The 21,547-nt window shown below is 65.8% G+C and carries 20 protein-coding genes and 1 riboswitch; of the genes, 1 reads left to right on the top strand and 19 read right to left on the bottom strand.

Annotated features, from left to right (window positions below; genetic code table 11):
- Positions 1-42: 42 nt before the first annotated feature.
- The 10 genes from ACZYZ4_RS15895 to hisI all read right to left on the bottom strand — a co-directional run bounded on the left by ACZYZ4_RS15895 (position 43) and on the right by hisI (position 13,767).
- Positions 43-1,500, bottom strand: a complete 1,458-nt coding sequence (locus ACZYZ4_RS15895; protein WP_463862421.1) for a glutamate synthase subunit beta — start codon at positions 1,498-1,500, stop codon at positions 43-45.
- Positions 1,493-6,103: a glutamate synthase large subunit gene (gene gltB / locus ACZYZ4_RS15890; RefSeq protein ID WP_463862419.1), complete on the bottom strand. Its 4,611-nt coding sequence runs from the start codon at positions 6,101-6,103 to the stop codon at positions 1,493-1,495. The genes ACZYZ4_RS15895 and gltB overlap by 8 nt, the downstream gene beginning before the upstream one ends.
- A gap of 263 nt (positions 6,104-6,366) precedes the next feature.
- Positions 6,367-7,521, bottom strand: a complete 1,155-nt coding sequence (lgt, locus tag ACZYZ4_RS15885; RefSeq protein WP_463862417.1) for a prolipoprotein diacylglyceryl transferase — start codon at positions 7,519-7,521, stop codon at positions 6,367-6,369.
- A 5-nt stretch (positions 7,522-7,526) separates the two neighbouring features.
- A complete protein-coding gene (trpA, locus tag ACZYZ4_RS15880; RefSeq protein ID WP_463862415.1) occupies positions 7,527-8,333 on the bottom strand; it encodes a tryptophan synthase subunit alpha in 807 nt (268 codons plus the stop codon).
- Positions 8,333-9,739 (bottom strand): tryptophan synthase subunit beta, encoded by a 1,407-nt coding sequence (gene trpB / locus ACZYZ4_RS15875; RefSeq protein ID WP_463862413.1) that lies wholly within the window; start codon positions 9,737-9,739, stop codon positions 8,333-8,335. Before trpB ends, trpA begins: the two co-directional genes overlap by 1 nt.
- A 76-nt stretch (positions 9,740-9,815) precedes the next feature.
- A complete protein-coding gene (trpC, locus tag ACZYZ4_RS15870; RefSeq protein ID WP_463862411.1) occupies positions 9,816-10,637 on the bottom strand; it encodes an indole-3-glycerol phosphate synthase TrpC in 822 nt (273 codons plus the stop codon).
- Entirely contained in the window at positions 10,637-10,924 is a 288-nt protein-coding gene (locus ACZYZ4_RS15865) for an HGxxPAAW family protein (protein ID WP_463862410.1), read from the bottom strand. The genes trpC and ACZYZ4_RS15865 overlap by 1 nt, the downstream gene beginning before the upstream one ends.
- A 107-nt stretch (positions 10,925-11,031) precedes the next feature.
- Positions 11,032-11,634 (bottom strand): Trp biosynthesis-associated membrane protein, encoded by a 603-nt coding sequence (locus ACZYZ4_RS15860; protein ID WP_463862409.1) that lies wholly within the window; start codon positions 11,632-11,634, stop codon positions 11,032-11,034.
- A complete protein-coding gene (locus tag ACZYZ4_RS15855) occupies positions 11,631-13,235 on the bottom strand; it encodes an anthranilate synthase component I (protein ID WP_463862407.1) in 1,605 nt (534 codons plus the stop codon). The genes ACZYZ4_RS15860 and ACZYZ4_RS15855 overlap by 4 nt, the downstream gene beginning before the upstream one ends.
- 124 nt (positions 13,236-13,359) lie before the next feature.
- A complete protein-coding gene (hisI, locus tag ACZYZ4_RS15850) occupies positions 13,360-13,767 on the bottom strand; it encodes a phosphoribosyl-AMP cyclohydrolase (RefSeq protein ID WP_463862405.1) in 408 nt (135 codons plus the stop codon).
- A 136-nt stretch (positions 13,768-13,903) separates the two neighbouring features.
- Here hisI and ACZYZ4_RS15845 point away from each other — a divergent pair, with 136 nt between their 5' ends.
- Complete coding sequence (locus ACZYZ4_RS15845; protein ID WP_463862463.1) at positions 13,904-14,548, top strand: TIGR03085 family metal-binding protein; 645 nt, start codon at positions 13,904-13,906, stop codon at positions 14,546-14,548.
- Between the two features lie 70 nt (positions 14,549-14,618).
- Here ACZYZ4_RS15845 and hisF read toward each other — a convergent pair whose 3' ends face one another.
- From hisF to rpe, 9 genes are all read right to left on the bottom strand, one after another.
- Positions 14,619-15,395 carry an imidazole glycerol phosphate synthase subunit HisF gene (gene hisF / locus ACZYZ4_RS15840; protein WP_463862403.1) on the bottom strand — a complete coding sequence of 259 codons (777 nt, stop codon included), beginning with the start codon at positions 15,393-15,395 and terminating at the stop codon, positions 14,619-14,621.
- A 58-nt stretch (positions 15,396-15,453) separates the two neighbouring features.
- Positions 15,454-16,314: an ATP phosphoribosyltransferase gene (gene hisG / locus ACZYZ4_RS15835; RefSeq protein WP_463862401.1), complete on the bottom strand. Its 861-nt coding sequence runs from the start codon at positions 16,312-16,314 to the stop codon at positions 15,454-15,456.
- A 91-nt stretch (positions 16,315-16,405) separates the two neighbouring features.
- Positions 16,406-16,669, bottom strand: coding sequence for a phosphoribosyl-ATP diphosphatase (locus ACZYZ4_RS15830; RefSeq protein WP_056345618.1), 264 nt, complete (start codon positions 16,667-16,669; stop codon positions 16,406-16,408).
- Between the two features lie 103 nt (positions 16,670-16,772).
- Positions 16,773-17,258 (bottom strand): 6,7-dimethyl-8-ribityllumazine synthase, encoded by a 486-nt coding sequence (gene ribH / locus ACZYZ4_RS15825; RefSeq protein WP_463862399.1) that lies wholly within the window; start codon positions 17,256-17,258, stop codon positions 16,773-16,775.
- A 16-nt stretch (positions 17,259-17,274) separates the two neighbouring features.
- Entirely contained in the window at positions 17,275-18,006 is a 732-nt protein-coding gene (gene ribA / locus ACZYZ4_RS15820) for a GTP cyclohydrolase II (protein ID WP_463862397.1), read from the bottom strand.
- Positions 18,007-18,016: 10 nt separating this feature from the next.
- Entirely contained in the window at positions 18,017-18,733 is a 717-nt protein-coding gene (gene ribB, locus ACZYZ4_RS15815) for a 3,4-dihydroxy-2-butanone-4-phosphate synthase (RefSeq protein ID WP_463862395.1), read from the bottom strand.
- Complete coding sequence (locus tag ACZYZ4_RS15810) at positions 18,730-19,365, bottom strand: riboflavin synthase (RefSeq protein WP_463862394.1); 636 nt, start codon at positions 19,363-19,365, stop codon at positions 18,730-18,732. The genes ribB and ACZYZ4_RS15810 overlap by 4 nt, the downstream gene beginning before the upstream one ends.
- Positions 19,365-20,483: a bifunctional diaminohydroxyphosphoribosylaminopyrimidine deaminase/5-amino-6-(5-phosphoribosylamino)uracil reductase RibD gene (gene ribD / locus ACZYZ4_RS15805; protein ID WP_463862392.1), complete on the bottom strand. Its 1,119-nt coding sequence runs from the start codon at positions 20,481-20,483 to the stop codon at positions 19,365-19,367. The genes ACZYZ4_RS15810 and ribD overlap by 1 nt, the downstream gene beginning before the upstream one ends.
- A 174-nt stretch (positions 20,484-20,657) precedes the next feature.
- Positions 20,658-20,812: riboswitch (FMN riboswitch) on the bottom strand.
- A gap of 40 nt (positions 20,813-20,852) precedes the next feature.
- Entirely contained in the window at positions 20,853-21,533 is a 681-nt protein-coding gene (rpe, locus tag ACZYZ4_RS15800) for a ribulose-phosphate 3-epimerase (RefSeq protein ID WP_463862461.1), read from the bottom strand.
- Positions 21,534-21,547: the final 14 nt, after the last annotated feature.

Genomic DNA, 21,547 nt, shown 5'->3' with positions numbered 1-21,547 from the left:
TTAAGTTGTTGTGGAGGTTAATCCGCGGCGAACTGACTGGTGTCAGAGAACCGTGATGGCCCGGTCCGTCGGAGCCACCGGCGCCGGCAGGATGGTGCTGCCCATAAGGAACTTGTCCACGGCGGCGGCACAGGCCCGGCCTTCAGCGATGGCCCACACGATGAGCGACTGCCCGCGTCCGGCGTCACCGGCCACGAAGATGCCCTCCGTGTTGGTCATGTAGTACCCGTCGCGGGTCACGTTGCCGCGCCCGTCGAATTCGGCGCTGACCTGCTCGGTGATGCCAGCCGGCTCGGCACCGGTGAAGCCCAGCGACAGGAAGACCAGGTCCGCCGGGATGACCCATTCGGTGCCGGCCTTCGGGAGCCGCTTGCCGTCCACGAATTCCGTTTCGGCAACCTTGACGCCGGTGAGCTGGCCGTTTTCGCCGACAAACTCCACGGTGGAGGCGAGGTACGTACGTTCGCCGCCTTCCTCGTGGGCGCTGGCCATTTCGAACAGCGTGGGGAATGTGGGCCAGGGCTGGTGCCCGGCACGTTCGGCCGGCGGCTGCTTGCCGATGGCCAGGGTGGTCACCGACGCGGCTCCATGGCGGTGCGCGGTGCCGAGGCAGTCAGCGCCAGTGTCGCCGCCGCCGAGGATCACCACATGCTTGCCCTTGGCGTGGATCTGGTTCTCAACCGTCTCCCCCGCGACAACGCGGTTGGCCGGCACCAGGTAATCCATGGCGAAGTGCACGCCGTCAAAGTCGCGGCCCGGCATGGGCAGGTCCCTCGGGACGGTGGCGCCGGTGGCAACCACGACGGCGTCGTAGCGGCGTCGCAGCTGCTCCCACGTCACGTCGGTGCCCACGGCGACGCCGGTGCGGAAGCGGGTGCCTTCCGCCTTCATCTGCTCGACGCGGCGGTCCACCTGCTCCTTTTCCATCTTGAAGTCGGGAATGCCGTAGCGGAGGAGGCCGCCGATCTTATCGTCACGCTCGTACACCGCAACGGTGTGGCCCACCCGGGTCAGCTGCTGCGCCACGGCCAGGCCGGCAGGGCCGGAGCCGACGACGGCAACGGTCTTTCCGGTCAGGCGCGCCGGAGGCAGCGGGTTGACCCAGCCGTTTTCGAACGCTTCGTCGATGATGGAGACTTCAACCTGCTTGATGGTGACCGCAGGCTGGTTGATCCCCAGCACACAGGACGCCTCACACGGTGCCGGGCAAAGCCGGCCGGTCCACTCGGGGAAGTTGTTGGTGGCGTGCAGCCGCTCAATCGCTTCCTCGCCCTTGTCCCGCCAGGTGAGGTCGTTCCATTCGGGGATGAGGTTGCCCAGCGGGCAGCCCTGGTGGCAGAACGGCACGCCGCAGTCCATGCAGCGACCGGCCTGGGCCTTCAGGACGCCCTTTTCCTGGGCCTCGTAGACTTCCTTCCAGTCCATGATGCGGACGGGAACGGGGCGGCGCGGCTGGGTTTCACGCTGGCGTACTTTAAGAAATCCGCGTGGATCAGCCACCGGTCACCTCCAGGATTCGGGCCCATACTTCTTCGCCATCAGGGTCTAGGCCCTCTTCGATGGCGTCCAGACGGGTTTGCAGGACTGCCGCGTAATCGCGGGGCAGCACTTTGGTAATGCGGGCAGCAGTGTCGTCGAAGTTCTCCAACAGCCGTGCCGCGTGGAGCGATTCGGTTTCCTCGACATGCTTGACCAGCAGACCGTGGACAATGTCCCGGTCTTCGGCGTCGAGTTCAACGAGCTGGAGTTCGCCGGACTGCAGGGCGTCCTTGTTGACCTGCGTGGTCTGCAGGTCCAGCACATAGGCAGTGCCGCCGGACATGCCGGCGCCGAAGTTGCGTCCGGTTCGGCCGATGATCAGCGTCTGCCCGCCGGTCATGTACTCGCAGCCGTGGTCGCCGATGCCTTCAACAACTGCGGTGGCTCCGGAGTTGCGGACCAGGAAGCGTTCGCCCACTTGGCCGCGCAGGAACATCTCGCCGCTGGTGGCACCGTAGCCGATCACGTTGCCGGCAATGACGTTGCTTTCGGCCTTGAAGACGTTGGTGCGGTCCGGCCGGACAATGATCCGTCCGCCGGAAAGGCCCTTGCCCACGTAGTCGTTCGAGTCACCGAAGAGGCGCAGCGTGATACCGGCGGGCAGGAAGGCGCCCAGCGACTGTCCCGCGGTACCGGTCAGCGTGATGTCGATGGTGTCCGGCGCCAGCACGTCCGTGCTGAACGTCTTGGTCACCGTGTGGCCCAGCATGGTACCCACCGAGCGGTCCGTGTTGATCACGTCCACCGCGATTTTCACCGGGCTGCGGTCAGTCAGCGCCTCCGTGGCCATGGTGATCAGCCGCTGGTCAAAGTGCTTGTCCAGCTCGTGGTTCTGCGAGGTCATGTTGCGCAGCGGAGCGTCGTCGTCGAACTCGAGTCCGTGCAGGATCGGGTCCAGGTCCAGGCCGTCGGCCTTCCAGTGGTTGATCGCTTCGCGGGCATCCAGCACCTCGGCGTGGCCGATCGCCTCGTCAATGCTCCGGAAACCGAGTTCCGCGAGGATCTCGCGGACTTCCTCGGCCAGGAATTCGAAGAAGTTGACCACAAATTCGGGCTTGCCGGTGAAGCGGGCCCGCAGTTCGGGGTTCTGCGTTGCGACGCCCACCGGGCAAGTGTCCAGGTGGCAGACGCGCATCATGATGCAGCCTTCCACCACCAGCGGGGCGGTGGCGAAACCGAATTCCTCGCCGCCGAGCAGCGCGGCGATAACAACGTCGCGGCCGGTTTTGAGCTGGCCGTCCACCTGGACCACCACACGGTCGCGCAGGCCGTTGAGCATCAGCGTCTGCTGCGTCTCAGCGAGCCCGAGCTCCCACGGCACACCCGCGTGCTTGAGCGAGTTCAGCGGGGACGCGCCGGTTCCGCCGTCGTGGCCGGAGACCAGTACGACGTCGGCCTTCGCTTTGGTGACACCCGAGGCCACAGTGCCGATCCCCACTTCGGAGACGAGCTTGACGTGCACACGGGCCGAGGGGTTGGCGCGCTTCGCATCGTAGATGAGCTGCGCGAGGTCCTCGATGGAGTAGATGTCGTGGTGCGGCGGCGGCGAAATCAGGCCGACGCCGGGCGTCGAGTGGCGCGTCCGGGCAACCCAGGGGTACACCTTCTGCGCCATCAGCTGGCCGCCCTCGCCGGGCTTGGCACCCTGGGCCATCTTGATCTGGATATCATCAGCGTTGGTCAGGTACAGGCTGGTGACGCCGAACCGGCCCGACGCGATCTGCTTGACGGCAGAGCGGCGCTTCGGGTCAAGCAGGCGGTCCACGTCCTCGCCGCCTTCACCGGTGTTGGACTTGCCGCCCAACTGGTTCATGGCGATCGCGAGAGTCTCGTGGGCTTCCTTGGAAATGGACCCGTAGCTCATGGCGCCGGTGGAGAAGCGCTTCACGACGCTGGAGACGGGCTCCACTTCCTCCAACGGAACAGCAGGACGGTCGTCCTTGAACTTAAGCAGCCCGCGCAGGGTCATCAAGTTCTCGGACTGGTCATCCACGCCTTTGGTGTACGCCTTGAAAATGTCATAACGGCGCTCACGCGTGGCGTGCTGCAGCCGGAAGACGGTTTCCGGGTTGAACAGGTGCGGCTCACCGTCGCGGCGCCACTGGTATTCGCCGCCGCCCAGGAGCGGGCGGTGCGGCAGTTCGATGCCGCCTTCGGGGTAGGCCATCTGGTGCCGCGCCGAAACTTCGGCGGCGATGACGTCCAGGCCCACGCCGCCCAGCTGGGAATGCGTGCCGGCGAAGAACTCGTCCACCAGTTCCTGTCCGAGGCCCAGTGCCTCGAACGTCTGCGCGCCGGTGTAGGACGCAACGGTGGAGATGCCCATCTTGGACATGATCTTCAGGACGCCCTTGCCGAGGCCCTTGATCAGGTTGTAGACGCCGTCCTGCGGCGTGACCCCAACAACGTCACCGGCGGTGATGAGCTGCTCCACTGATTCCATGGCCAGGTACGGGTTCACGGCAGAGGCACCGTAGCCGATCAGGACAGCCACGTGGTGCGTCTCGCGGACGTCGCCGGCCTCGACCACCAGGGCGGTCTTGGTGCGGTTGGCGCTGCGCAGCAGGTGGTGGTGCACGGCGCTGACCAGGAGCAGGGAAGGAATCGGGGCCCACTGCGCGTTCGAGTCGCGGTCGGACAACACAACATACTGCACGCCGCGGTTGATCGCGCCGGACACCTGCTCGCAGATCTCCGTGAGCCGGGCACGCAGGGCGTTTTCGCCGCCTTCGGGTCGGTACAGGCCACGGACCTTCATGGCCACGCGGTCGCCGTCGGGCGTTTCGATGTTGGCGATCTTGGCGAGCTGGTCGTTGTTGATCACCGGGAACGGCAGGGAAACCTGCGGCTGGCGGACCTGCTTGGTGTCCAGCAGGTTACCGTTCGGGCCGATGGCACACGTCAGCGACGTGACCAGCTCTTCGCGGATGGCATCCAGCGGCGGGTTGGTGACCTGAGCGAAGGACTGCACAAAGTAGTCGAACAGCAGCCGGGGTCGCTTGGAGAGCACAGCCACCGGGGTGTCGGAGCCCATGGCGCCCAGCGGTTCGGCGCCCGTGCGGGCCATCGGACCAAGCAGGATCTTAAGCTCTTCGGTGGTGTAGCCGAAGGTCCGCTGGCGGATGTTGACGGACGCGGCGGTGTGGACCACGTGCTCGCGCTCGGGGAGGTCCTTGAGGTCAATCAGGTTGTCCTTGACCCACTCGGCCCAAGGGTTCGCTGCAGCGATCTCGGCCTTGACCTCCTCGTCGTCGATGATGCGGCCGGCGTCGGTGTCCACGAGGAACATCTTGCCCGGGGAAACCCGGCCCTTCTTGACCACCTTGGAGGGTTCGACGTCGATGACGCCCACCTCGGAGGCGAAGATGATCAGCCCGTCTTCGGTGATCCAGTAGCGTCCGGGGCGCAGGCCGTTGCGGTCCAGGGTGGCGCCGACGAGGTTGCCATCGGTAAAGGAGACGGCGGCGGGGCCGTCCCACGGCTCCATGAGAAGGGAGTGGTATTCGTAGAACGCACGCCGTGCCGGATCCATGGTGGCGTGGTTTTCCCAAGCCTCGGGGATCATCATCATGATCGAGTGCGTGATGGGGCGGCCGGAGAGCCAGAGCAGCTCGGCGACTTCGTCGAAGGACGCGGAGTCGGACGCACCTGGGGTGCAGATGGGGTACAGCTCTTCCGGGGAGTCACCCAGCAGCGGGTTGGCGAGCTGGGACTGGCGGGCGCGCATCCAGTTCCGGTTGCCCTTGACGGTATTGATTTCACCGTTGTGGGCGATGGTGCGGAACGGCTGGGCCAGCGGCCAGGACGGGAAGGTGTTGGTGGAGAAGCGCGAGTGGACGATCGCCAGCTTGGTCTTGAAACGCTTGTCTGAGAGATCGGGGTAGAACGGCTCGAGCTGGGCGGTGGTCAGCATGCCCTTGTAGACGATGGTGCGTGAGGACAGCGACGGGAAGTACACGCCGAACTTGTTCTGGGCACGTTTGCGGATCCGCCAGGCGCGTGAGTCCAGCTCGTTGCGGTCCAGCTCCTCGCCGGTTGCCGAGGCAAGGAAGGGCTGTGAGAAGTAGGGCATGCAGGCGCGCGCCATGGCGCCCACGAGGTCTGCGACGATGGGGACTTCGCGCCAGCCGAGTACGGTCAGCCCTTCATCGGCGGCAAGGCCTTCAATGCCGGCCTTGGCGGCATCGGCTTCGCGCTGCTCGGCAGGGAGGAAGGCGGTACCGGCAACGAAATGGCCCGCTGCGGGGAGTTCGAATTCTGTGACGGCGCGGAAGAACTCGTCCGGGATCTGCATCAGCAAGCCGGCACCGTCACCTGTTCCCTCGTCGGCACCCACAGCACCACGGTGCTCCAGGTTGCGGAGCGCGGTCAGCGCGGCATCGACAATGTCGTAGCCGGGCTCCCCGCGGAGCGTGGCGATGATCGCCAGGCCACAGGCGTCTTTTTCGTTCTCTGGGTTGTATAGACCCCGAGCCTCGGGCAGCGCAGCAAAGCGCTTGAACGGGGAGACGGGGTCCCGCGATCCTATTTTTTCGGACCAACGTGGGCCATGAAGATGGGTCATTGGAGACGTCCTTCCTCGAGATCGTGCGTATGGAAGGGACACCGTTGGCCCGCCTTGTAAGCGCCGATGTGATGGGCACAACAAAGTGTTATTTACTGGAAATTGTAGGCCAGACCGGCCTACTGAACGAACAGTTACGCAGGCCCCCGACCCGGGCTTGACCGGCCAGCTGCTGTCTGCTGGCCGGATGGGCCCTGTTGCCACGACGCTGTGGTGTGTGGGCGCTCCGAGTGTTGACTCTGCTACCCAACCGTGCTGGCGTCCTACTTGCTCGTGCCAGCCTCCGGCGCGGATTCCGCTGCCTTGTGGCCGGAACTTCCGGTTACCGGCGACTCCGGAACTGGCTTGTCGCCGTCCCGGAATGCCGGTTCCTCTTCCGTTGGGGTGGAAAGGATCCGGGCACCATTTTGGTTATGTGGGAGATTATCACGCGATTCACTATCTGAGACAGAAGAGTCCGCATCGCGGACCGGTGCCTTTTCTGCCCCCGGGGCGTCCATGGCATCGTCTCCTGCCGGCTCGCGGCCCGCCAGGAAAGCTGTGTCCGGTTCCGGGCGGCCCTTCAATCCCAGGAGTACGAACACAATGAGTGCTCCTACAAAGACAAAGATGCTGGTCCAGACGTTGAGCCTGGTGGTAATGCCGAACAGGTTGATCTGTTCGGCGTCGTCGATCCGCATCGCTTCGATCCAGACCCGGCCCAGGGTGTAATACATGGCGTAGAGCCAGAAGAGCCGGGCCCGTCGGAAGTGGAATCGGCGGTCCAGTGCCAGCAGGATGAGCACGCCGGCGATGTTCCAGAGCGACTCATACAAGAAGGTGGGGTGGAAGAGCGTATCCACCGGCATGCCGGCCGGGAAGTTGGGATTGTCCGCATCTATCTGCAAGCCCCACGGCAGGGTGGTGGGCCCGCCGAAGAGTTCCTGGTTGAAATAATTTCCCCATCGGCCAACGGCCTGGGCCAGCAGCAGTCCGGGCGCCGCGGCGTCGAGGAAGGCAGTGAGTTTCACACCGGACCGGCGGCAGCCGATCCAGGCGCCCAGGACGCCCAGAACCACGGCCCCCCAGATTCCCAGTCCGCCCCGCTGGATCTGTGGGATGAGCCACAGGTCTCCGGTCCCGTCGAAGCCGGGCCCGAAGTAGGCGTCCGGGGACGAAACCACGTGGTAGAGGCGGCCGCCGATGATGCCGAACGGAATCGCCCAGATGACGATGTCCCAGACACTGCCTTCGGGCGCACCGCGGCGGGCCCACCTGACGGACGTGAGCCACAGACCGACGATGATCCCGGCGAGGATGCACAGGGCATAGGCGTGGATCCGCAGAGTCCCCCACGGCAGCGGGATGTCGAAGCCGGACCAGTCCGGGCTGGGGATGCTGGCCGGCACCAGGGCGGCGGCCTGAAGGAGGATCTGCATGGTGGTTAGGCTTCTTCCCTGACGAGTCCGGCGCTCAGGTCCCGGGTGAGGTCCGCGACGGCGGGGACTCCCCCGTCACGGATGGCGGCAACAAGAGCCGTGCCAACGATGACGCCGTCTGCGTACGCTGCGATCTCGCGGACGTGGCTGGCGTTGGACACGCCGAGTCCCACGCACACGCGTTCGGCGCCGGCGGCATGCATGTCTGCAACGAGCTTCTTCGCGCTGCTGCTGACAGCCTGGCGGGTACCCGTCACGCCCATGATGGAGACGGCGTAAACAAAGCCCCTGCTTGCCTTGACCGTCATGGCCAAGCGCTCTGGGGTGGAGGACGGCGCCACGAGGAACACGCGGTCCAGTCCGTACTTGTCCGAGGCAGCGAACCAATCCGATGCTTCGTCCGGGATGAGGTCAGGCGTAATGAGCCCTGCTCCCCCGGCCACCGCCAGCCGGCGGGAGAACTCGTCCACACCCATCCGGACCACGGGGTTCCAGTAGGTCATCACCAACACGGCGACGTCTGTGGCTGCCGTGATGCCTGCGACAACGTCAAAGACGCTCTCGACCCGGAATCCGTTGGCGATCGCCTCGGTGGTGGCGGCCTGGATGACCGGGCCGTCCATGACCGGATCCGAGTAGGGAATGCCGATTTCGATCAGGTCGGCACCGTTCTTCGCCATGGCAATGCCGGCGTCAATGGTGGCCTGGACGTCCGGGTACCCAGCAGGCAGGTAACACACGAGCGCTGAGCGCCCGGCGTCCCGTGCACGGTCGATGGCGGCGGCGGACTTGCTGGCCGGCTGTTCAGTCATCAGTTCTGGTCCTCGTTGTTGTCCGCGGCGCTGCTGGCGGGAGCGGCTGTGGCGGGAACGGCTTCAGTTTCTGCCCTGTCGGCAGGACCCTTGGGCTTGCGGGTGGACAAGTTGGTGCCCTTGACCTTGCCCTCCTCATCCAGCATGTCGAACCATTCCGCGGCGGTCTCAACGTCCTTGTCGCCGCGGCCAGAAAGGTTCACGATGACGACCGTTTCGGACGGGTCAGCACTGCCATCGGTGAGGCGCTTCCCAACCTTGATGGCACCCGCCAGGGCGTGTGAGGACTCGATGGCGGGAATGATCCCCTCCGTCCTGCACAGCAGCTTGAACGCATCCATTGCTTCGCTGTCGGTGATGGGCTCGTAGCTAACGCGTCCGATATCGGCCAGGTACGCGTGCTCCGGGCCGACGCCCGGGTAGTCCAGGCCTGCGGAAATTGAGTGCGACTCGATGGTCTGCCCGTCGTCGTCCTGCATGAGGTAGGAGCGTGCGCCGTGCAGGACGCCAGGCTTGCCCAGGGTGATGGTGGCTGCGTGCCGACCGGTTTCCACGCCGTCGCCGCCAGCTTCAAAGCCGTAGATCTTCACGGACGGATCATCCAGGAATCCGTGGAAGATGCCGATGGCGTTGGAACCGCCGCCGATGCAGGCGCAGACTGCGTCGGGCAGTTTGCCGGTCTGCTCAAGGATCTGGGCGCGGGCTTCCTCGCCGATGACCTCGTGGAAGAAACGGACCATGGCCGGGAACGGGTGCGCCCCGGCGGCAGTGCCCAGCAGGTAGTGCGTGTTGTCGACGTTGCTGACCCAGTCCCGGAGGGCATCGTTGATGGCGTCCTTGAGGGTCTGCGAACCGTTCACCACGGGCACCACGGTGGCGCCGAGCAGCTGCATCCGGGCGACATTCAGCGCCTGCCGGCGGCAGTCTTCAGCGCCCATGTACACAACGCATTCCAAGCCGAGGAGCGCGGCGGCGGTGGCGCTGGCAACGCCGTGCTGCCCGGCGCCGGTCTCGGCGATGACGCGGGTCTTGCCCATGCGCTTGGCCAGCAGGGCCTGGCCCAGGACGTTGTTGATCTTGTGGGATCCGGTGTGGTTGAGGTCCTCGCGCTTGAGGAAAATCCGGGCGCCGCCGGCGTGCTCGGAGAACCGCTTCGCTTCGGTTAGCAGCGAGGGCCGGCCGGAGTAGTTCTTGTTCAGGTCGGATAGCTGGGCAAGGAATTCAGGATCTGCCTTGGCCTTTTCAAAGGTGTCTTCGAGCTCGTCCAGGGCGGCGATCAGCGATTCCGGCATCCAGCGCCCGCCGTAGCCGCCGAAGTATGGCCCAGGGGCGTGCTTCAGCGAGCCGCCCTGCAGGAAAGCGTCCGCAGCGTTGTTGTCAGCGTTTTCTGAGGGTGCGTCAACCATCAGTCTCACCGTCCTGTTCCAGTTGATCGTTCGGAAGTGTTGTGCCGCCGGCACCAAAGGCCGGCGGGTGCCCGGACTAGGCCCGGGCGGCGATGGCGGCGGCGCCGGCAGCCGTGAATTCGGCGATCCGGTCACGTGGCGTTGAGTCGCTGACCAGGGCCTCGCCCACCAGGATTGCGTTGGCGCCGTTGGCGGCGTAGTGCGTCACGTCGTCAACGCCGCGCACACCGGATTCGGCGATGACCAGCGCTTCGGCCGGAATCAGTCCGGCGAGCGACGCGAAAACTGAACGGTCGACGTCGAGCGTCTTCAGGTTGCGAACGTTGACGCCGATGATGCGCGCCTCAGCTGCCACTGCCCGTTCGATTTCCTCTTCCGTGTGCGTCTCCACGAGCACGTTCATGCCGAGTTCGCGGCTGAGCGCGCTGAACTCCTGGAGCTGGCTATCAGAGAGCGAGGCCACGATGAGCAGGATCAGGTCCGCGCCGTGGGCGCGGGCCTCCCAGATCTGGTACTCGTCGAGCGTGAAATCCTTGCGGAGCAGCGGAATGTCCACGCGGGCACGGACGGCGTCCAGGTCCGCAAGGGAGCCGTTGAAGCGCCGCTGTTCGGTGAGGACGCTGATCACGGCTGCGCCGCCGTCGGCATACTGCTCTGCCAGCGATGCCGGATCCACGATGGTGGCGAGGTCGCCCTTGGACGGGCTGCGCCGCTTGATTTCCGCGATGACCTTCAGCTGGTCACGCTCGACCGCGGTGCCGCCGAGGGCCGACCAGGCGTCCCGTGCGGGTTCTGCGGCCGCAGTCAGGTCCTTCAGTTCTGCCAGCGAAACGAGACGCTTCCTGGCCTCCATATCCTCCCTGACACCGGCATTGATGTCATCGAGAACAGTCGCCATCAGTGGCCGGAGTTCTTCAGCTTGCTGCCTTCGACGCCGTAGCCCGCCTTGCGCATGACGTAGCCGGCGATGAGGCCGAGCACCATGATGGCCGCGCCTGCGATGAAGATGGGGGTGTTGGCAATGACAAAGGCGATGGACGCGATGAGTGCGCCGACCAGCATAACGATCACGCAGGTCCAGGCCGCGGGGCTGTTGCCGTGGCCAAGTTCCTGGCTGTGGTCAACGACGCCGGGGGCAACGGTCCGGACGCCTGATTTCGATACGGACGCGGGTGCTTTGCTCATGTGAATCTCCTCGGGATGAATACTGCTTACATTCTGCCATTTTTTGGCCGTGACCTGTCCATCGGCAGAACTGGCCGGGGTTGCTCGGGTTTGGCTGCGAGCGGGCTTCAGGTGGGGTCGTCCCCGCGCGAGAGCCGGTCCCAGCTGTCGATCTCGTCCACAGGACCAGTGGCGACAGCCGTGCTGCCGGCGGGCGCCCCGTATTTGGCGGGGTCATATTTGGTTCGCAACTTCCAGTACCGGCCAGCGGGGATGATCAGCAGTGCGGCCAGCGCCAGCAGGGCACCGGCGACGACGGCGAGGACAGGGAAGACGGTAACAGCCACTTCCGCGTTACCGCCGGTTACCCCGGTGGCAGCGGCGATGGAGCCCTGCGCCGCGCCCAGCGGGTCAGCCAGCACTGTGGCGGCCGCGGCAATGATGCCTACGGACGCCAACATGATGATGGCGGTGATGACCCACCGCGCTAACTTTCCGGCGATGGACGCTGCCAGTCCACCCGCCAGGGCCACCAGGGCCAGAGCTGTCACCGCAGTGGCGGCCTTGCTGCCCTGGACCGGAAGCGTGTTCTGGTCCCCCGCCGCCTGCCCCACCTGGTTCGCGTCCAGGCTGACATTGATCCAGGTCTGGGTGGTGGCGCCGAAGACGGCCAGCGCAAGGACGGCGATCAGCAGTACCAGCGTGGATTTCCTGGCCCAGGCCGGCGTCATTCGGCGCCCTGGCTTTCCCCGGCGGCGGTGCCGGCGTCGCTGACTTGAGAGGTGCCGGGGAGCGATTCTGCCGCAATGTTGTGCAGCGATCCGGCGGTGTGGACGGCCCGGAGTGGAGCGGCCGCCTTGTTCACGGTCTCCAGCGCTTCTGTGGGATTCACGGAATCCGCCACGATGCCTCCGCCGGCCTGGACATAGGCGCGTCCTTCGCGGAGAAGGGCCGAGCGGATGGCAATGGCCATGTCCATGTCGCCGGCAAAGTCGAGGTAACCCACCACACCGCCGTAGATGCCACGGCGGTGCGGTTCAAGCTCGTCCAACAGGCGCAGTGCCCGGGGCTTCGGGGCACCGGACAGGGTGCCTGCGGGGAAGGTCGCTTTCAGGACGTCGTAGGCGTTGGCGTCCGGGGACAGCTTGCCCACCACAGTGGAGACCAGGTGCATTATGTGGCTGAACCGCTCCACCTCCATGAACTGCGTGACGTCCACAGTTCCCGCCACGCAGACCTTGGACAGATCGTTGCGGGAGAGGTCCACGAGCATCAGGTGTTCGGCGCGTTCCTTCTGATCGGCCAGCAGTTCCTCTGCGAGGGCTTTGTCTCCCTCCACCGTCTTGCCGCGGGGCCGCGAACCGGCGATCGGGTGGGTGATGACTTCCTCACCGGTCACCGTCACCAGGGCCTCGGGCGAGGACCCAACGATCGAGTACTCCCGGCCGTCGGCGTCTTCGAGGCTGAAGATGTACATGTAGGGGCTGGGGTTGGTGTTGCGAAGGACGCGGTACACGTCAAGCGGCGAGGCGCCGCACTCCATCTCGAAGCGGCGTGAAATCACCACCTGGAATACTTCGCCGTCCACAATGGCTTCCTTGCCGCGGTCAAGCGCGGCAAGGTAGGAGGGTTCGTCCCACCGTTCCTCGACGCTGGAGGCGAAATCCAGGGCGGCGGGTTCCAGCACGGAAACCGGCTGGGCCACGGGCGTGCTGATCCGGGTGAGGAGGGCCTTGACCCGGGCCACGGCATCTTCCCATGCCTCATCCACGCGGTCGGAGCTGCCATCGAAGTTGATCGCGTTGGCGATCAGCAACACGGTGCCGTCATGGTTGTCGTGCACCGCCATGTCCGTGACCAGGTTCAGCGCAAGTTCGGGCAGGTGGAGGTCATCCTCCGGCGGGCTGGTCAGCCGTTCCCAGTGGCGGACAGTCTCCCAGCCCAGGAAGCCGACCAGACCGGAGGTGAAGGGCGGCAGTCCGTCAAACCTGCTGGTCCGGAGTGCTTCGATGGTGTCGCGGATGGCGTCCACGGGATTGCCGTCCAGGGGCACGCCGGCAGGGGGCTGGCCCAGCCAATGCGCCTGGCCGTCCTTGGTAGTCAGGGTTGCACGGGACTTCGCGCCGATGAACGAATACCGCGACCACGTGCCGCCCACCGCCGCGGACTCCATCAGGAACGTGCCTGGCTCGCCCTGGGCAAGCTTCCGGTAGAGGCCGATTGGGGTCTCCGCGTCCGCCAGCACTTTGAGCGTGACGGGGATGACCCGGCTGTTGCCGGCGAGTTCGCGGAACTCCTCGAGGCCCGGGCTGATGATTCCAAGGTCCTGCATGGCTATGCTTCTCCGCCTGTTCTTGTGTGTCGCCTCGTGAATGTCGCCGGGTGTGAAACGGCGCCAGTCTTATGCTGCCAAAAAGTGTGTGCCTGCGGGCAAGTCTTCCGCCCCTGGGCGTGGGTCAGAGTGCCTCGCCGGTTTGGACTTCCAGGTCTCTGCCGTCGAAGCAGGTCCGGGTGCCGGTGTGGCACGCCGCGCCGACCTGGTCTACCCGGATCAGGAGGGCATCGCCGTCGCAGTCCAGGGCAACCGACTTGACCCACTGGACGTGGCCGGACGTGTCCCCCTTGCGCCAGTATTCCTGGCGGGAGCGGGAGTAGAAGGTGACCCGGCCGCTGGTCATGGTTCGGTGCAGGGCTTCGTCGTCCATCCAGCCCAGCATCAGCACTTCGTGGGTGTCGAACTGCTGGACCACCGCGGCAACGAGCCCGGCGCCGTCACGCTTCAGTGCGGCGGCGACGGCAGGCGGAAGCGGGCTTGTGGCGGGTGCCGGGAGAATTACGGGGGCGGAGGCGGGCTGCTCAGACATCAGACCAAGTCTAGTGCCTCATCAGCGGCCCCTGAATATGCACAAGCGGGCATACAACCAGCGTGTGAACAAGGGCACCCATCGGCTGGCGGTTCTGCTGCCCAACTTCGCTGCTCTCGTGCTAGTTTCACAAGTGATGCATTTCGTCGAACCGTCCCGAGAAGTCCTGGCCGAAACCCTGCTGGCGGCCGGTCCTGATGCCCCCACCCTCTGCAGAGGCTGGCGCACCAGGGACCTTGCCGCGCACCTTTACCTGCGCGAACGCAAGGCGGCCGTGGGGCTGGGCCTCATCATCAAGAGCCTGTCCAAGGCTTCGGACAAGGCCACCGCCAAGCTCGCGGCGAAGCTGAAGACCGCTGACGACTACACCGGCCTGGTGAACACCTTCCGGGGCGGCCCGCCGGCTCTGTCCCCCATGAACATCAAGGCCTTGGACGAGAGCTCCAACCTGATTGAGTATTTCGTCCACACGGAGGACATTCGCCGGGCCGTGGACCGCTGGGCGCCCCGCGCCCTCGACGAGGCCTATTCGGACGCCCTCTGGGACGAGCTGATCAAACGGGCAGCCATTCTTTACCGCGGAGTGGACCTGGGCATTGTGCTCGTGCGACCGTCGGGCCCGCGGCACGTCGCCAAGCGCGCACCGGTTTCGGTGGCGATCGTGGGCGAGCCGGGCGAACTGCTGATGCATGCCCACGGCCGGACTCGCCACGCCCTGGTCACCTTCGAAGGCCAGCCGGACGCCGTCGCCTTGCTCCAGTCCGCAGAAGTGGGACTCTAACAGACTCCGGTGGGCCCACGCCCGCCGGGGTTCCCTGTCCGAGCTTGCGAGGACAGGGAGCGGGTGGGGGTTAGCGGACTTCGAAGCCTGCTTCGCGGATGGCCTGCTTGACCTGAGACATCATGTTGTCCGGTCCCCAGTGGAAGATCGACGCGGCCAGCACGGCGTCGGCTCCTGCGGCTACGGCCGGCGGGAAGTGGGCCGGTTCCCCGGCTCCGCCTGAGGCGATGATCGGCACGTTCACTGCTGCCCGGACCAGACGGATCAGTTCCAAGTCAAAGCCGTCCTTGGTGCCGTCGGCGTCGATGGAGTTGAGCAGGATTTCGCCGATGCCGCGGTCGGCGGCTTCCCTGGCCCACTCGATGGCGTCGATCCCGGTACCAGTACGGCCACCGTGGGTGGTCACTTCAAACCCCGACGGCGTGGGCTGGGACCCGGGGCGGGACCGGCGGGCGTCCACGGACAGGACAAGCACCTGGGAACCGAAGTGCCGGCTGATTTCGTTGATGACGTCCGGCCGGGCAACGGCGGCCGTGTTGATGGATGCCTTGTCCGCGCCGAAACGCAGGAGCTTGTCCACCTCGGCAACGCCGCGGACACCGCCGCCCACGGTCAGCGGGATGAAGACTTCCTCGGCCGTGCGGCGGACCACGTCGAAGGTGGTTTCGCGGTTGCCCGAGGACGCGGTGACGTCCAGGAACGTCAGTTCGTCGGCGCCCGCATTGTCGTAGCGGTGCGCCAGTTCCACCGGGTCCCCGGCGTCACGCAACCCCTCGAAGTTGATACCCTTCACGACGCGCCCGGCGTCGACGTCGAGGCAGGGGATGACTCGTACAGCTACAGCCATGGAAACTCCTGGAATTCTCGGGTGGATTCTGCGGCGCGGCGTGAACCGGGCGGGACGCTCAGATACGGCAGGCGTGGATGCTGCTGACCAGGATGGCGCGGGCGCCGAGGTCGTAGAGCTCATCCATGATCCGGTTGGTGTCCTTCTTCGGAACCATGGACCGGACAGCCACCCAGTCGGAGTCGCGCAGCGGTGAGACGGTAGGTGATTCCAGGCCGGGAGTCAGAGCAGCGGCCTGTTCCACCAGTTCCTTGCGGATGTCGTAGTCCATGAGCACGTACTGGCGCGCAACGAGGACGCCCTGCAGGCGGCGGATCAGGACTTCGATCTCCTTGGCGGTGCCGTTCGCGGCTCCGCCATCGCCGGTGCGGCGGATCAGGACAGCTTCTGACTTCAGGATCGGCTCGCCGAAGATTTCCATCCCGGCGGCCTTAAGGGTGTTGCCCGTTTCCACGACGTCGGCGATGGCGTCCGCCACGCCCAGGCGTACGGAAGACTCCACGGCGCCGTCGAGCCGGACCACCTTGGCGCTAATGCCCCGCTCGGCGAGGTAGCCGCGGAGCAGGCCGTCGTAGCTCGTGGCGAGGCGCTTGCCTTCCAGCTCGTCTGCTGTGGCGAAGTCTCCCACGGGTCCGGCAAAGCGGAACGTGGACGCAGCGAAGCCCAGGGGCAGCAGTTCCTCGGCCTCCACCTCGGCGTCCAGCAGCAGGTCGCGGCCGGTGATGCCGACGTCGAGGGTTCCGCGTCCGACATAGACGGCGATGTCGCGCGGGCGGAGGAAGAAGAACTCAATGTCGTTGTCCGGGTCCATCATGACCAGCTCGCGTGTGTCGCGGCGTTGGCGGTAGCCCGCTTCGGACAGCATGGCGGATGCGGCTTCGGACAGGGAGCCCTTGTTGGGTACGGCTACTCGCAGCATGGGGTCTTTCTTTGTTGGGAGGTCTATGGATCAGGCAAACGGGCCACGCAGGGCACGGGCAGGCAATTGTTGACCGCCGGGTGCCCAGTGGCTACAGATGCTTGTAGACGTCTTCCAGGGTCAGGCCTTTAGCGAGCATCAGAACCTGCAGGTGGTAGAGCAGCTGGGAGATTTCCTCGGCCGTGGCCTCATCGGATTCGTACTCAGCGGCCATCCAGACTTCGGCTGCTTCCTCCACGACTTTCTTGCCAATGCCGTGGACTCCGGACTCCAATTCAGCGACGGTGCGGGAGCCTGCCGGGCGGGTGGCTGCCTTCTCACTCAGTTCAGCGAACAGCGTCTCGAAATTCTTCACGCCCTCCAGCCTACTTGGTGCCGGCCCGGAGGCGCCTTTCGGGCCGCTGCATGACGGGCGCGATGTGAGCAAACATACACCGCGCCCGGCAGTCCTCCGGCTGCTACGTGTACTGCTTGAGGAGGACTGCGGTGGCCAGGGCCGCCGTCACAGCTTCATGGCCCTTGTCCTCGCTGGAGCCCGGCAGGCCCGCACGGTCCAGTCCTTGCTGCTCCGTATCGCAGGTCAGCACGCCGAAGCCCACCGGCACGCCGGTGGAGACGCTGACATCGGTCAGTCCCGACGTCGCCGCCTGGCAGACGTATTCAAAGTGCGGCGTGCCGCCGCGGATCACGACACCGAGGGCCACCACTGCGTCAAAGTGCGGTGCCAGCCGCGCGGCAGCGACGGGAAGCTCGAAGGCGCCCGGAACGCGCAGTACGGTGGGTTCGCTGATGCCCGCGTCTTTGGCGGCGCGCAGGGCACCGTCCAGGAGTCCGTCCATGATCTGGGTGTGCCAGCTGGCTGCCACAATGGCCAGCCGCAGCTGCGACGTTTCCGCCGGGTTGAGGGTGGTGAGGTCAATATCTGGTGCGCCGTGTCCGCTCATGCGTGAATCTGATCCTTCAGTTTTGTTCGTGGTCGAAATCGTCGGCAGCGGCGCCTGGCACCGTTACGACGTGTGTGTCCAGCGTCAGCCGGTGCTCCATGCGGTCCTTTTTGGTCTGCAGGTAGCGGATGTTCTGGTCGCGGGACGGCACCTCAGTAGGCACCATCTCCACAACCTTCACCCCGGCTTTGGCGAGCCTGTTCTGTTTGTCCGGGTTGTTGCTCAGGAGCCGGACCTCATGGAGGCCCATCTCCGACAGGATCTGGGCGGCCGCTTTGTAGCAGCGGGCGTCCACCGGCAGCCCCAGCTGCTCGTTGGCCTCCACGGTGTCAAAGCCCGCTTCCTGCAGGGCGTAGGCCTTGATCTTGTTGGCCAGGCCGATCCCCCGGCCTTCCTGCCCACGCAGATACAGCAGCGTGCCGCCGAACTCGTTGATCAACTCCAGGGCATACGCCAGCTGTTCGCCGCAGTCACAACGGTACGAGCCGAAGACGTCGCCGGTCAGGCACTCTGAATGCAGCCTGACGAGGGGTGCCACGCCGTCCTTGGGGGGATTGGGTGAGCTCACCGCCAGGTGTTCGGCGCCTGTGACTAGGTCTGTCCAAGCCTGGGTAATGAAATCACCAAAGGCCGTGGGCAGCTGCACAATAGGACCGCCGCTCACCGGATGGTGCGCGTGGCCAGTGCCGGCCGTTCCCCGGTGCTGGCCGTTCTGGTGGCTGTCGTCCGAAACTCCGGAAGCCGTCATTATTACTCCTCTACTCCGCCCGGGCGTCCGGCCCGGTGTAACTGTCGGCGGGAGCCCCGGCCCCTGCTTCAAGATAAGCCACCAGATCCTCAATCGAGATCAGGGGGCACCCGTGTTCAGCAGCGAATCCCCGCAGGCCGTCGAGCCGCATCATTTCACCGTCGTTGTACACAACCTCGGCGATAACGCCCACAGGCTCCAGTCCGGCGAGCCGGCAGAGGTCCACGGCCGCTTCGGTGTGGCCCGGGCGCTCACGCACTCCCCCGTTAACGGCCCGGAGCGGGAAAATATGCCCGGGCCGGGTCACGGCGGCCGGTCCGGCGCCGGGGTCTGCAAGGACGCGGGCCGTGAGAGCCCGGTCAGTGGCGGAGATTCCGGTGCTGACACCAACTGCCGCGTCGCAGGAAACGGTGTACGCCGTACCCTTCGCGTCCTCGTTCACAGCCACCATGGGCGGGAGGGCCAGGGCGTCGGCGCGCTCCCCCGTCAGGGGTACGCAGATGACGCCGGAGCTGTAGCGGATGGTCCAGCCCATGAGGGCAGGGGTGGCATGCTGGGCGGCGAAGATGATGTCGCCCTCGTTTTCGCGGTCCTCGTTGTCCACCACCAGCACGGGCCGGCCGGCGGCCATGGCGCGGATGGCATCTTCCACGGGGTCAAGTCCGAAGGTTGCGTTAGGCACGGGGCCTGCATCCGCGGCCGGCTCTAGCCGAACGGTGGCGTTCATCGTTCGCCCCCGGTGGTTGTGCCGGTGCTGAATGCCAGCAACCGTTCGGTGTATTTGGCCAGCACGTCCACTTCAAGGTTGACCCAGCTGCCGGTTTCCTTGGCCCCCAGGCCGGTCTCGGCCAGAGTGGTGGGGATCAGTCCCACTTCGAACCAGGGCTCCGGCTCCGCGGCGGGGCTGACCGCCGTGACGGTGAGCGAGACGCCGTCGGTCGCAATGGAGCCCTTCTCCGCGATATAGCGGGCAAGGTTGGCGGGCACACCGAACCGGAGGCGCTCCCACTTGCCGAGCGCCTCACGCTCCAGCAGCTGCCCGACGCCGTCGACGTGGCCCTGGACGACGTGGCCGTCCATCCGGCCGCCTGCGGGGACGCAACGCTCAAGGTTCACCGAGTCGCCGGCGGCAAGTTCGCCGATGGTGCTGCGGACGAGGGTTTCGCCCATCACATCAACGCTGAACTCCTTGCCGTCGATTTCGGTGGCTGTCAGGCAGACTCCGTTGACGGCAATGGACCCGCCCAGGGCGAGCCCTTCGGTGGTGCCGGGGGCACGCAGGCGGAGCGTTGCGCTGGCGTCGCCGTCGCGCTCCACAGAAAGGACCTGTCCCTGTTCGGCAATAATTCCGGTAAACATCAGTAGCCTCCCAGGGCTGGTTCCGCGACAGTGCGGGATGGTTGTGGTGCGAAAGCTTCGGTTGGTTCTGGACGGAGGTGCAGCCTCAGGTCCCGGCCCAGAGTCAGGACGGCGCCGCCGTCAGCGGGGTCCCAGTCCCAGTGTCGGGCATCTTCGAGGGTGGTGATTCCCAGTCCGTTGAGGGCGGGAGTTCCGGAGCCCAGCAGGGTGGGGGCAACGTAGACAATGAGTTCGTCCACAAGCCCGGCAGCCAGGAATGAACTAAGGATGCGTGAGCCGCCTTCCACCATGACGTGGCGGACCCCTTCCGCGTAAAGGAGCGAGAGCGCCTCCCGCGGATCCCGCGTGGACAGGTGGAGCACGTTCCCGTCATCACCCCGGACGGCGGCGTCGGCCGGGATGTCCCGCAGGCCCATCACGGCCCGCAGCGGCTGCTTGCCCGATGTCGCTCCGGACGCGTCGCGGGCTGTCAGCCGGGGGTTGTCCACCAGCACGGTCTGGGTGCCCACGAGGATGGCGTCGATCCGCCGTCTGAGCCCGTGGTTGTCAGCGAGCGACTCAGGCGAGGATATCCACTGGCTTGTGCCATCCTCAGCGGCGATCCGGCTGTCCAGCGTCTGGGCGATGTGCAGCGTCACAAACGGGCGGTGTGTGGCCACGGCCTGGAACCATTGACGGTTCAACTCGAACGACTCGCCCGCCGCGAGCCCGCTGCGGACCTGCACCCCGGCGTTCCGGAGGGTGGCTGCGCCGCCCGCCGCAGGGTCATGCGGATCGTCGACGGCGTAGACCACGTCCGTGATTCCGGCACGAATGATCGCCTGGGTGCAGGGCCCCGTGCGGCCGCTGTGGTCACAGGGTTCCAGTGTGATGACCATCGTGCAGCCGCTCAGGTCCAGCCCGGTGGCCTCAGCCTGGGTGATGGCGTCGGCTTCAGCGTGAGGTGTGCCGGCGCCGCGGTGGTAGCCGGTCACCAGCTGGTGGCCGGCAGCATCGATGACGACGGCTCCCACCAGCGGATTCGCTCCGCGCGGACCCTGCAGGGCTGCTTCCAGCGCTGCGTCCATGGCGGCGGTTTCGGCGGCACTGAACGCCGTTACGTTTTCGATCCGGGTCATGGGGCACCCACCGGTCCGGCGGCTGCGGTTCCCGGAGGATGGAAAATCCTGGCTTCAAAGAGCCATCGCAAGGGGTTCATGTGTGTTGTCGTTCCTTCCCTCTAGAACCGCGATGGCTCCGGGGGTATACGACAGCAGAAAGCCGCAGCGCCAAAGGGCGCCGCAGATACAGCTGTACGTGCTTCTCTCATCCAGACTTTAACTGTCGGTACCGGAATTTCACCAGTTCAACCGTCCGCCGGTTCCTTCCCTGAAGGGGGAAAGCGCCGGCTCGCGGGTCGCGGACTATCACCGCCGGTTCGGACTTACACCGACCCCGGAGCACGTATTGTGTGTTGCTATTGTGCCATAACTACAAGGTGGCCCAGACTATTCCGCGGACGCAGCCCGTAACTTTATGCTGCCGGCCTCGCGGAGCCGTCCGATGGCTGCTGCCGGGTCCTCCGCGCCGTAGACGGCCGAACCCGCCACAAAGACGTTCGCGCCTGCTTCGGCCGCCCGCAGAATGGTTTCCTCGGTGATGCCGCCGTCCACCTGGAGGGCGACATTGATTCCGGAGCCGTCAATGGCTGCACGGGCCCTGCGGATCTTGGGCAGGGTGAAGTCCAGGAACGCCTGGCCGCCGAACCCCGGCTCCACGGTCATGATCAGGAGCATGTCCAGTTCCTCGAGCATGTCCAGGTAGGATTCCACGGCTGTGGCAGGGCGCAGCGCCATGCCGGCCTTGGAACCGCGGGCCCTCAGTTCGCGGGCCAGTTTGACCGGTGCAATGGAGGCCTCAGCGTGGAAGGTCACGGACGCCAGCCCTGCGTCGGCGAACCCCGGCGCCCAGCGGTCGGCGTCGGAGATCATCAGGTGGGCGTCCAGCGGGACGGGGCTGACGGCCTGGATGCGCTGGACCACGGGCAAGCCCAAGGTGAGGTTGGGGACAAAGTGGTTGTCCATAACGTCCACATGCACGGCGTCAGCGTTGCTGATGCGCTGCAGTTCGGCTTCGAGGTTGACGAAGTCGGCGGACAGGATGCTGGGGTTGATGCAGCATTGCGGCACGGGGGAACCTTTCA

The sequence above is a fragment of the Pseudarthrobacter adonitolis genome (genome assembly GCF_055412845.1).
Note: the sequence above shows the minus strand (reverse complement) of the source record. Positions and strands in the feature narration are given on the sequence as shown.